Source organism: Anaerococcus tetradius ATCC 35098 (assembly GCF_000159095.1).
GTDB lineage: Bacteria > Bacillota > Clostridia > Tissierellales > Peptoniphilaceae > Anaerococcus > Anaerococcus tetradius.
The window spans coordinates 337,457-348,033 of the sequence record NZ_GG666297.1; the positions used below are offsets into that span (position 1 = coordinate 337,457).

The following is a 10,577-nucleotide window of genomic DNA, read 5'->3' on the forward strand; positions in this document are numbered from 1 at the left end:
AAACAATACTACTATAAGGAGAAAATTAATGAATGAACAAGAAATTGATTTAATTGAATTGTCTAAGAAGTTAGTCAAACATTTGCCTATGATTTTTTTATTTGCAATTGTTATAGGAGCATTGAGTTTTGTTTTGTCTAGCTTCATTATTACGCCAAAGTATGATTCTAATGCTACTATGATCGTAAGCAATTCTACTCAAAATAATGATCAGAACCCTCAAGCTAATGTCGATTATGGTCAAATCCAAGCCAATAAGGCTCTTATTTCTACATATTCCGAGATTGTTAAGTCCAAGGGTATAGCTGATAAGGTTATTAAAAATCTAGGCCTTGATATGGATTATGAGGAGTTTTCTTCTAAGGTTTCTATTGAGCCTGTGAAGGATACACAAATTATTTCTGTAAAGGTTGTCGATACTATTCCTGAGAGGGCTATGGATATTGCTAATGAAACTGCTAATATTTTTAAGGGTTCTATTGGCGATATTATGAAGGTTGATAATGTACAGATTCTCGATGGAGCTACCCTTCCAGAAGAGCCTTCTTCACCTAAAATTGCAAAAAACACAGCTATCGGTTTAGTTTTAGGATTTGTACTTGGTATGGCTGTTGCCTTATTTAGGGAATTAGCAGATTCATCTGTAAATAGTGCAGAAGAAGTTACAGAGTTTTTTGATATACCAGTCATTGGTATTGTGCCAGATAGAAAGCAAGGAAATTAGTATGAGTAAGAAAAACAGTTATTATAGTGCCTCTATGTATGATGAGGCGATTCGTTCGGTTAGGACAAATATACAATTTAGTAGCTTGGATAAGAAAAATAAGATTATAGCTGTAACATCTACCAAGCCATCCGAGGGTAAGTCTACAGTTATTTATAAGCTCGCCAAGTCTTTTGCGGATAATGGTGAGAGGGTAATCCTTATAGATTGTGACTTGAGATCTCCTTCTCTTTATGAGATAGCAGGAATTAATGATAATGTTGGCGTTACTAATTATCTAACAGGCAAGGTTAGTATACAAAGGGCAATAAACAAAGATCGTGACCAGGCAAATCTCGATTTGATTTTTACAGGTCCAGTTCCACCAAACCCTGCCGAGATTTTAGCATCGCAAGTTTTTAAGAAATTCATTGAAGATTTATCAGAAGTTTACGATTATGTCTTTATTGATACACCACCAGTTGGTCTTTTCACAGATGCTTCTATAGTCTCTACCTTATGTGATGGGGTAATCTTTGTTATCAAGTCTTCTGATACCAAGAAGGAAGATATAACTTTGGCCTTGGATAATCTTAAAAAGGTTGACGCTCACATTCTAGGTGCAGTTCTTACCTATGTTCCAATGAAAGATAAAAGGTATGGGAATTATTATTAGATGATAGATATACACAATCACATAGTCTATGGAGTAGATGATGGATCGAGGTCAATAGATGAGAGTCTTGCTATGGTTGACTTGTATATGAAGTCTGGTTTTAGCGAAATAATCGCTACAAGCCACTTTGATAGGTCAAGATATATGGTCGATGCATCAGAAATTCGAGATAAAGTTTCTATATTGAATGAAAAGATAAAAGAAAAGGGCCTAGATTTTAAGATTTATCCTGGTCATGAAATTCAAGTTGAAGTAGGTATGGAGAAAAAGCTTGCCTCAGGAGAGCTTCTTAGGCTTAATGATACAAGATATGTCCTTTGTGAGCTATCTTTTGTGAATAAGCCTAATTTTTTGAAGGACTTATTCTATAATCTTCAGCTGGATGGTTATGTGCCAATTATAGCCCACGCTGAAAGGTATCCTTATGTAGCTAGAGATATTGATTGGCTAATAGATTTTATTAAAATGGGTGCACTTATTCAGGTTAACTACTCATCTATTAAGTCAAACTACGAAACTATCAAAAGCTTATTAGAAAGAAATATGGTTCATCTTATTGCTACTGATGCCCACCAATCTGAGTGGAGAAATCCCTATATCAATGAATATAAGGAAGAGATTCTAAAAATTGTATCAGAAGATAAGTTCTATAAGCTAAGCACGAGTAACCCTTCTCTTGTTTTAAGAGATCAATTTATCCCAAGTGAGCATGAAAAAATCTTAATAAATAATAAAAAAGAGAAAAGAAGCATATTTAGTTTTTGGAGAAGAAGATGAAGTTGAAATATATATTTTTATCTGCAATCATCCTATTGAGTCTTAACTCTTGTAATAAAAAGGAAGATAACTATCAAGCAAAGAACATACAGGTAGAATCAGTCTTTGACAAGAAAGAAGACCCAAAAAAGGCTGAAAAGTCAAATGAGGATAAAAAAGCAGAAGAAAAGACTGAAGTAAAAAAACAAAAGCCAGCAAAAGAAGAAAATAAAAAGAAAAAATTCAGGACAAGAGGTACTACAAATATGAGAAGTGAGCCAAATACTGTGGAAGACAATATCTTAGTAGCCGTTCCTGGTGGAAGTGAGTTTGAGGCTTTAGAAGAAACAAAGGGCGAGGACGCAGACTGGATAAAGCTTACTTTTGAAGGTAATACTGGTTTTATAAGAAAAGACATGCTAGAAGAAATTAAATGAGACAAAAGACCGTTAAGAAATTGACGGTTTTTCTTTTGGGAAAATTAAGAGGGATCTCTATTTTGACGTCATATGCTTGCTTGGCTATAGGACTTACTAATTAGATTTCTCCTCACTTCGTTCGATCGAAATGACACAAGATGCCTTAATTGTGGAAAGATGCATTAGCAATGACATCCCCTTCCTGTCATCATGAAAAGCGAAGCGACCACCATGTCATCTCAAACGAGTAAGCAAGCTTTCGAGGAGGTAACTCTTTTTTATGTCATATATATGCTTGACTCGTTGATAAACTAGTTAGATTTCTCGTCGCTTCCCCGTGGAAGCTCTGTCGAAATGACAAGAGGGACGACATTCAAGGGGTGAGCAATCTTCATGTCGCACATAGGAGTGTGGCGACACCTCCTGTCATCCCGAACGAGTAAGCTTAGCTTTCGAGGAGGGATCTTTTTCTATGGTGTCTTTTTTCTCCTTGACTCTTAGACTTGCTAGTTAGATTTCTCATCGCTTCCCCGTGGAAGCTCTGTCGAAATGACAAGAGGGACAGACATTCAAAGGGGAAGCAATCTTCATGTCGTGTAGAGGAGTGTGGCGACACCTCCTGTCATCCCGAACGAGCAAGCAAGCTTTTGAGGAGGGATCTTTTTCTTTGACGTCATATATTTACTTAGGTCTGAGATAAACTAATCAGATTCCTCGTCGAAATCTGCGATTTCTCTGTCGGAATGACAGGTATGTCTGCCATCAATTCACTTTCGTTTCTTGTTGCAAGTATCATTCGAAATTACAGGAGGAATATTTTTCTAGTATCCTCCATTTATATTTATTATATCGCCAGTGATGTAGGAGGCTTCTTCTGATATTAGGTAGGCTACTAGGTTTGCTATTTCTTCTGCTTTGGCGAATCTTTCCATGCCTACTTCTTTTTTTAGTTCTTCTAGTTCTTCTTTGGAGAAGTCTTTTGTCATCATGTCAGTTTCTACTATGCCTGGGGCTATGGCGTTTACTCTTATCTTGCTTGGGGCAAGTTCTTTGGCGAGGGATTTAGTGAGGCTGTTTATGGCACCCTTGCTTGCAGAGTAGGCGCTTTCCATGCTTGAGCCTTCTTCGCCCCAGATTGAGGAGATGTTTATTATGACTCCTTCTTTTTTCTCTAGCATCTTTCCTACGGCTCTTTTGCTTGTTAGAAAGACAGAGTCGAGGTTGGTCTGGATTATTTTTTGAAAGCTTTCATAGGGGGTATCTTGGATAAGGGAGTAGTGGGCGATTCCTGCGTTATTTATGAGGATGTCGACTGCTCCTAAGTTTTTTTCTATGGTGGCAAACATTTCTTCTACTTGGTCTTCTTTGGAGACGTCTGCTCCTATGGCTATGGTGTAGGGATTTGTTTGTCTTAGTTCTTCTAGGAGGGATAATGCGGCCTTTTTGCTTTCCTTGTAGTTAATGGCAATTTTGTAGTTTGGGTTGAGTCTTCTTGCTATGGCCTTGCCTATGCCACGAGAAGAGCCTGTTATTAATACTGTTTTCATATTACTATTTTATCACATTGCTTATCTTATTAATATAGGAGACTTTGGGTATGAATATATTATAGATGTAAAGGAGTTTTTATGAAATATTACACACTAAATGACGGCTTGAGGGTTCCAGCCCTTGGTTTGGGGACTTACAAGATTGAAGATGAGAAGATTATAGATGAGGTTATTAATGCGGCCTTCGATTTAGGTTATGAGTATATTGATACAGCAAGTTTTTATAATAATGAAGAATATATAGGAAAGGCACTTAGTCATTCTTCTAAGAGGAGGGCTGATTATATGCTTGCAACTAAGGTTTGGCCATCTGCCTATGGACTTGATAAGACTAAGAGATCTATTGATGAATCTTTAAAGAAGCTTGGGACTGATTATATTGATGTTATCCACCTCCATTGGTTTGGCAAGGATTTTGATGAGGCTTGGAAGGTTTTTATGGACTACAAGGATCAAGGGATAGTAAGGTCTATTGCGGTTTGCAATTTTATGCCAGAGCAAGTGGAAAAGTTATTGGAAGTGGGAGAGGCTCCATCTATGGATCAATTAGAAAGTCATTTGTTCTTGCAAGATAGAAAGACTAGGGCTTTTCTTAGGGAAAAGAATATCAAACACCAGGCTTGGAGCCCACTAGCAAGGACTAGGGGAGGTCTTTTAGATGAAGCTATTCTAAAAGATATAGCTTATAAGTATAACAAGACCCCTGCCCAGATAGCTTTGAGGTGGAATGTTGATCAAGATACTTTTGTCATACCAAAATCTGTTCATCCAAAAAGACTAAGGGAGAATATAGATATATTCGACTTCGCCTTGGATGATGGTGATATGAAGGTATTGGCAAGCCTTGATAGGAGACAAAGATTTTCTCAGGATCCCCTAGATCAAGATTGGCTAGAAAAAATTAGACATATGTAGCTAGCATGTCTTACTTTTTTATTAGTTTTGTGTTGATTTAAAGCAAAAGACCCCTCTAGAAGGAATTTCTTCTAGGGAGGTCTTATTTTTATTTGTCTTTTGCTTGGAGATATTTGTCTATGTTTTCTGCGGCTTTTTTGCCTGCACCCATGGCAAGTATTACTGTCGCAGCACCACTTACGGCGTCTCCTCCTGCGAATACTCCATCTTTGGTGGTCATTGTTGTATCGTCTATGATGATTCCGCCCCAGCTTTCTGTGTCGATATCGTCATTGGTTTGTTTGATAAGTGGGTTTGGAGATTGACCTATTGAAATTATTACAGAGTCGAATTCTACTTCTTCATATTCGCCAGTTGCTACTGGACGTCTTCTACCAGATTGGTCAGCTTCGCCTAGGGCCATTTTTTCTGCTTTTACTTTTTTAACCCAGCCATTTTCGCCTATGATTTCTACTGGATTGTGAAGGTTTAAGAAGTTAATTCCTTCTTCTCTGGCGTGGTGGCTTTCTTCAAGTCTAGCTGGCATTTCTTCGAAGCTTCTTCTGTAGACTACTGTTACATCTGCTCCCAATCTTTTGGCAGATCTTGCAGCATCCATTGCTACGTTTCCTCCACCTACTACACAGACTTTCTTTCCTATGTGGACTGGTGTGTCGTATTCTGGGAACTTGTAGGCCTTCATTAGGTTCATTCTTGTTAAAAATTCATTTGCTGAGTAGACCCCGTTGAGGTTTTCTCCTGGTATGTTTAGGAATTTTGGAAGTCCTGCTCCTGTTGATAGGTAGATTGCTTCGAAGCCTTGGTCGAAGAGGTCTTTTAGGGACATGGTTCTTCCTACTATGGTGTTGGTTTGAAGTTTTACTCCAAGACCTATTACGTTTTTAAGTTCTGTTTGAACTAATTTTTTTGGAAGTCTGAATTCTGGGATTCCATACATTAGTACGCCTCCAGCTGTATGGAAGGCATCAAACATTACTACCTTGTAGCCAAGCTTAGCGAGGTCGGCTGAGCAAGAAAGTCCAGAAGGGCCTGCTCCTACAACGGCAACTTTTTTGTTTTTGCTGGTTACTTCGACTGGCTTGTTGTAATTTTTGCTATTTCTATGATCAGCTACAAATCTTTCGAGTCTACCGATTGCTACTGGTTCATCTCTTCTTCCCCTAGTACAATTTCCTTCACATTGGTTTTCTTGCGGACAAACTCTACCACAAATAGCTGGAAGGTTGTTGGTTTCTGCGATTTTTTCGTAGGCTCCATCTAGGTCGTCTTCTAGGAGAAGGCTGATAAATTCTGGGATTTGTACTCCAACAGGACAACCAGAAACGCAAGGTCTGTTCTTGCAGTGGACGCATCTTGTCGCTTCTTCCTTAGCCATTTCAAGTGTATAGCCCAAGCTTACTTCATCAAAGTTCTTATTTCTTACATTTGGGTCTTGTTCTGGCATTGGAACTTTAGTTTTGGACATATTGAATTTAGCCATGTCTTACCTCCCCAGTTATATTGCAAATATGCTCACGTTCTTCTGTGACATAGTTTCTAGCTCTGTTCATAGCTTCGTCGAAGTCTACCAAGAATCCATCAAAGTCTGGTCCATCAACGCAGGCAAATTTCATCTTGCCACCTACACTTAGTCTACAGCAACCACACATACCTGTTCCATCTACCATGATTGAGTTCATGGATACAGTTGTTGGAATATCGTATGGTCTAGTAACTCCTACTACATTTTTCATCATGATAGCAGGGCCTATGGTTAAGACATGATCGTAGTTTTTGCCTTCTTTGATTAGATCATCAAGGACTTGGGTTACGAAGCCTTGTCTACCATATGAGCCATCGTCTGTAGTTATGTACAAATTGTCTGAACAAGCTTTTAATTCGTCTTCAAGGATGATGATGTCCTTGTTTTTAAAGCCCATAATAACATCTACATTGGCGCCTAGCTCATGTAGGTATTTGGCTTGAGGATAAGCAATAGCTGTACCAAGTCCACCGCCTACTACGCATACATTCTTTCCTTTAAGATCGTCAAGATCTGTTGGTTTGCCTAGTGGTCCAACAAAGTCTAGGAAGCCATCTCCTGCCTTTAGTTTGTCCATTCTCATGGTTGTGCCACCTACGATTTGAACAATGATTGTAACGTTTTCTTCATCTGTTTCAGATATGGTAAAAGGAACTCTTTCTCCTTTTTCGTCTAGCCTTAGAATAATAAATTGACCTGGCAAGGCTTTTTGTGCTATAAGCGGAGCCTTGACAACAAATTTTATTGTATTCTCATTCAAATTGGTTTTTTCTATAATTCGTGCCATAAATTTCCTCCTCGTAATATAATATCAAATCATCTACTATTTTACAATAATGGTGCAAAATATTTAGTAAATAGTAGAGTATGTGATAACTAAGAAAGAGGGCGATTTTTAAAAGAAAAAGCAATATTCCAACAAGTATTTACTTAAAAAATTTATTCCTTACTATAGACCCTACAAGAAAATCTTAGCATCTTTTACTAGCATAAGTTAGCGACTCTTACTTCTCCTAGCTTAATTCTTGACGAAACGATAAGTGCCTTAGACAACAAAAGCGAGGCCCTTATCTAAAACTTGCTTGAGAAATTATCTAAGGCTAGGACTACTCTTAGCATAGCCACCGTCTTTTTTATCCAAATATAAAAATGCTTATTAACAAACTTTTCTAGGTGCGATGATTTTAGGACTTAAAGTTGTATAATGAAATAATAGAAAAGGAGTATATATGGCAAAAATTTTCGGCAAAATCTTGCATGGATTCGCAAGCCTTATTGGAAATATCTTTACAGTTTTAATAAATATTATGAATGTCATAACCATGACCTTTGAAGGAATAAGGCAATTGTTGTTTTTAGTCTTTATATTTGGCTGCTCCGGCTTTGTCTTTTTTCCCTTCATAGCCTTGGCTATACCGAGAAAATTGTGGACAGTCATCTTTATAATATTGATAATACCAATCCTAGGTCCTAAATTTATTTCTATGCTCAAATATGGCAACTACACTCTTACAGAATGGATGTATGATAGGGCAGATAGCCTAATAACAGGAAAAAAAGTGGGCTTCGATAGCCTTTCTGATTATTCAAACAAGTACAAGTTTGAAAGGCAAGAGGAAAGAAGAAGACAAGCAGAAGAAGCCGCAAGAGCTAGTCAAGAAGAGATGAATAGAAGATTTGAAGAAATCTTTAGGGGCTTTAGCTACACAAATTTCAACCAAGGCGACTGGCAATCTTATGATACAGGTTCATCCTATACTAACATGACCAACGACTTAGGCTTTAAAGAAAAATACGAAAGATCCTGTGATACTCTTGGTCTTAATTATCAAACTGATATCTATCAAGTAAAACTAAACTATAGGAAGCTTGCAAAGAAATATCATCCAGATATCAACAAAGAAGAAGGTGCAACCGAGAAATTCCAGCAAATAAATGATGCCTACGAATTTCTAACAGAGGCAAATATCAACAAATACAAGTCTACTTATAGTTAGGAGATTTTATGGTAAATGAAGCAGTAACTAGCCTCGATAAGGCAGTAATCCTTTCAGAAATTGCCTCAAATGCGGGGGCAATAATGCTTGCCAACGGAGCAGAAGTCTATAGGGTAGAAGATACAATTGAAAGGATAATAAGGTCAAAGAAAAATATCAAAGACGTAGATGTATATTCAACTACCAATGTAATAGTAATATCTTTTTCCTTTAACGATGAAATCCACACCAACATTAGAAGGGTAAAATCAAGAACAAACAACCTTTATTTTATAAACAAGGTAAACTCATTTTCAAGGGACTTTGTCAATGGCCAATACACCCTCAATGATGCCTGGAATGAATTACAAAAAATAAAAAAAGACCCAGGTCAACCCTACTGGATGCAAGTAATGGGATCTGCCATATCCTCAGCTGCCTTCCTTTTGATGCTTGATGGAAATTTTACAGATATGCTTATTTCCTTTATAGTTGGACTAGTATCCTACATAATAAGCTTTCAATTCCAAAAGGCGAAATTCGGTTTCTTTTTGGTAAATTTCATAGCAGGAATAGTAGTAGGAGTAATGACCCTATCCTTTAGGTATTTCTTAGCTGACATAGAAGCGAACAAAATTGTTATAGCTTCAATGATGGCGTTTTTGCCAGGGATAACCCTAACTAATGCTATGAGGGACTTGATGAGTGGAGATGTTACAAGTGGCTTGACAGGTGCTACCACTGCCATACTAATATCTACCGCCCTAGCCCTAGGCGTAGCTATGCCAATAACAATAGTAAGCTACTTCTTATAAGGAGGATAAATGTATAGCTATCAATTCATCATATCATTTATTTGTGCAATAGGCTTTGCCCTAGTATTTCAAACACCGAGAAAGCCCCTTCTCATATCCTGCCTAAATGCAGGAATTGGCTGGGTAATATATAAATATATAACAAACAAAACAGGCTCTGCCTATATGGCAACCTTCGTTTCAGCCTTTGTAATTGCTCTAATCTCAGAATACTGTGCCAAAATATTTAAGTATCCAGCTATAATCTTTATAGTACCAGGAGTAATAAACCTCTGCCCGGGAGAAGCAATATTTAACACGATGAAATACTTTATTGACAATGAAAATAATATGGTACTACTAAGCCTTTTCAAGGCCATGGCCCTTGCAGGCTCAATAGCCTTTGGTATTCTCTTATCCACATCATTTTCAACAAATATCAAAAACTTTAGAAGAAGGAAAAAATAAATGAAAAAAATAATATATCTAGCAGGGGGATGTTTTTGGGGAGTAGATGCCTATTTTTCTAGCATAAAGGGAGTTTTAGAAACAGAAACTGCCTATGCTAATGGCAAAACGAAGAAAACTTACTATGAAAACCTAAAAACAACAGACCATGCTGAAACAGTAAAAATAACATACGATGACGAGCTAATAAGTCTAAAAGAAATCCTAGAATACTTCTACTACATAGTAGATCCCTTTTCCATAAACAAGCAAGGAAATGATAGGGGCAGACAATATAGGACAGGAATCTATGCAGAAGATGAAGAAACTTTACAAATAGCTAGGAAATTTCTTGAAGACAAACAAAAAAATGAAAAAGAAAAAATACAAATCCAAGTAGAAAAACTAAAAAACTATGTAAAAGCAGAAGAATATCACCAGGATTACCTAAAGAAAAATCCTCTGGGCTACTGTCACATCAACCTATCAGACAAGCCTAAAATCTAGACTTTAAATAAGGAAAATCAAGATGGGAAAACTCGTCTTGATTTTTTTTATAAAAAATTTGACAGGCATAATCAAACATGGTATTATGTATTAGTCGGCAAGAGCTGACACAAGAACCAAACAAATTAAATAGACAATAACATAACCTAAAATTCTTTTGAAATAAAGGATAACAAAAAAAATCACGCATCAGATGAAATGAAAAAGTGAACCTTCAATTAAATCAAAAAGTATAATCTTTTTGATGCAGAACTTAAACAACCCTGTCATTCCGACAGAGCGAAGCGAGGAGGAATCTCTTAAACATTTCAA

Annotated in this window: 12 protein-coding genes; 9 read left to right on the plus strand and 3 right to left on the minus strand. The window is 37.1% G+C overall.

Annotated elements, in window-relative coordinates:
* Positions 1-28: 28 nt before the first annotated feature.
* The 4 genes from HMPREF0077_RS06810 to HMPREF0077_RS06825 are packed head-to-tail and all read left to right on the plus strand — an operon-like array spanning position 29 to position 2,572.
* Positions 29-724: a YveK family protein gene (locus tag HMPREF0077_RS06810; RefSeq protein ID WP_004837269.1), complete on the plus strand. Its 696-nt coding sequence runs from the start codon at positions 29-31 to the stop codon at positions 722-724.
* A 1-nt stretch (position 725) separates the two neighbouring features.
* A complete protein-coding gene (locus tag HMPREF0077_RS06815; protein ID WP_004837270.1) occupies positions 726-1,379 on the plus strand; it encodes a CpsD/CapB family tyrosine-protein kinase in 654 nt (217 codons plus the stop codon).
* Complete coding sequence (locus HMPREF0077_RS06820) at positions 1,380-2,156, plus strand: tyrosine-protein phosphatase (protein ID WP_004837271.1); 777 nt, start codon at positions 1,380-1,382, stop codon at positions 2,154-2,156.
* Positions 2,153-2,572, plus strand: a complete 420-nt coding sequence (locus tag HMPREF0077_RS06825) for an SH3 domain-containing protein (protein WP_004837272.1) — start codon at positions 2,153-2,155, stop codon at positions 2,570-2,572. Before HMPREF0077_RS06820 ends, HMPREF0077_RS06825 begins: the two co-directional genes overlap by 4 nt.
* A gap of 803 nt (positions 2,573-3,375) precedes the next feature.
* Here the strand turns inward: HMPREF0077_RS06825 and ymfI are convergent.
* Entirely contained in the window at positions 3,376-4,101 is a 726-nt protein-coding gene (gene ymfI, locus HMPREF0077_RS06830; RefSeq protein WP_004837273.1) for an elongation factor P 5-aminopentanone reductase, read from the minus strand.
* Positions 4,102-4,182: 81 nt separating this feature from the next.
* Between ymfI and HMPREF0077_RS06835 the strand changes: the two genes are divergently transcribed.
* On the plus strand, positions 4,183-5,019 hold the full coding sequence (locus tag HMPREF0077_RS06835) for an aldo/keto reductase (protein ID WP_004837274.1): 837 nt from the start codon (positions 4,183-4,185) through the stop codon (positions 5,017-5,019).
* 88 nt (positions 5,020-5,107) lie between these two features.
* On the opposite strand, the gene gltA is transcribed toward HMPREF0077_RS06835, so the two are convergent.
* Together gltA and HMPREF0077_RS06845 are read right to left on the minus strand one after the other, a co-directional pair.
* Entirely contained in the window at positions 5,108-6,499 is a 1,392-nt protein-coding gene (gene gltA, locus HMPREF0077_RS06840) for an NADPH-dependent glutamate synthase (RefSeq protein WP_004837275.1), read from the minus strand.
* Positions 6,492-7,328, minus strand: a complete 837-nt coding sequence (locus HMPREF0077_RS06845) for a sulfide/dihydroorotate dehydrogenase-like FAD/NAD-binding protein (RefSeq protein WP_004837277.1) — start codon at positions 7,326-7,328, stop codon at positions 6,492-6,494. The genes gltA and HMPREF0077_RS06845 overlap by 8 nt, the downstream gene beginning before the upstream one ends.
* 442 nt (positions 7,329-7,770) lie before the next feature.
* Here HMPREF0077_RS06845 and HMPREF0077_RS06850 point away from each other — a divergent pair, with 442 nt between their 5' ends.
* The 4 genes from HMPREF0077_RS06850 to msrA are packed head-to-tail and all read left to right on the plus strand — an operon-like array spanning position 7,771 to position 10,265.
* Positions 7,771-8,538, plus strand: a complete 768-nt coding sequence (locus HMPREF0077_RS06850) for a J domain-containing protein (protein ID WP_004837278.1) — start codon at positions 7,771-7,773, stop codon at positions 8,536-8,538.
* An 8-nt stretch (positions 8,539-8,546) separates the two neighbouring features.
* Complete coding sequence (locus HMPREF0077_RS06855) at positions 8,547-9,332, plus strand: threonine/serine exporter family protein (protein ID WP_004837279.1); 786 nt, start codon at positions 8,547-8,549, stop codon at positions 9,330-9,332.
* Positions 9,333-9,341: 9 nt separating this feature from the next.
* Positions 9,342-9,779: a threonine/serine exporter family protein gene (locus HMPREF0077_RS06860; protein ID WP_004837280.1), complete on the plus strand. Its 438-nt coding sequence runs from the start codon at positions 9,342-9,344 to the stop codon at positions 9,777-9,779.
* Positions 9,780-10,265 carry a peptide-methionine (S)-S-oxide reductase MsrA gene (gene msrA / locus HMPREF0077_RS06865; protein ID WP_004837281.1) on the plus strand — a complete coding sequence of 162 codons (486 nt, stop codon included), beginning with the start codon at positions 9,780-9,782 and terminating at the stop codon, positions 10,263-10,265. It abuts the gene before it with no gap.
* Positions 10,266-10,577: the final 312 nt, after the last annotated feature.

Bases quoted from the DNA above. Each gene is read 5' to 3' on its own strand.
- HMPREF0077_RS06835 (WP_004837274.1), top strand. From the start codon at position 4,183: ATGAAATATTACACACTAAATGACGGCTTGAGGGTTCCAGCCCTTGGT.
- HMPREF0077_RS06810 (WP_004837269.1), top strand. From the start codon at position 29: ATGAATGAACAAGAAATTGATTTAATTGAATTGTCTAAGAAGTTAGTC.
- HMPREF0077_RS06855 (WP_004837279.1), top strand. From the start codon at position 8,547: ATGGTAAATGAAGCAGTAACTAGCCTCGATAAGGCAGTAATCCTTTCA.
- HMPREF0077_RS06860 (WP_004837280.1), top strand. From the start codon at position 9,342: ATGTATAGCTATCAATTCATCATATCATTTATTTGTGCAATAGGCTTT.
- HMPREF0077_RS06850 (WP_004837278.1), top strand. From the start codon at position 7,771: ATGGCAAAAATTTTCGGCAAAATCTTGCATGGATTCGCAAGCCTTATT.
- msrA (WP_004837281.1), top strand. From the start codon at position 9,780: ATGAAAAAAATAATATATCTAGCAGGGGGATGTTTTTGGGGAGTAGAT.
- HMPREF0077_RS06815 (WP_004837270.1), top strand. From the start codon at position 726: ATGAGTAAGAAAAACAGTTATTATAGTGCCTCTATGTATGATGAGGCG.
- HMPREF0077_RS06820 (WP_004837271.1), top strand. From the start codon at position 1,380: ATGATAGATATACACAATCACATAGTCTATGGAGTAGATGATGGATCG.
- ymfI (WP_004837273.1), bottom strand. From the start codon at position 4,101: ATGAAAACAGTATTAATAACAGGCTCTTCTCGTGGCATAGGCAAGGCC.
- HMPREF0077_RS06845 (WP_004837277.1), bottom strand. From the start codon at position 7,328: ATGGCACGAATTATAGAAAAAACCAATTTGAATGAGAATACAATAAAA.
- gltA (WP_004837275.1), bottom strand. From the start codon at position 6,499: ATGGCTAAATTCAATATGTCCAAAACTAAAGTTCCAATGCCAGAACAA.
- HMPREF0077_RS06825 (WP_004837272.1), top strand. From the start codon at position 2,153: ATGAAGTTGAAATATATATTTTTATCTGCAATCATCCTATTGAGTCTT.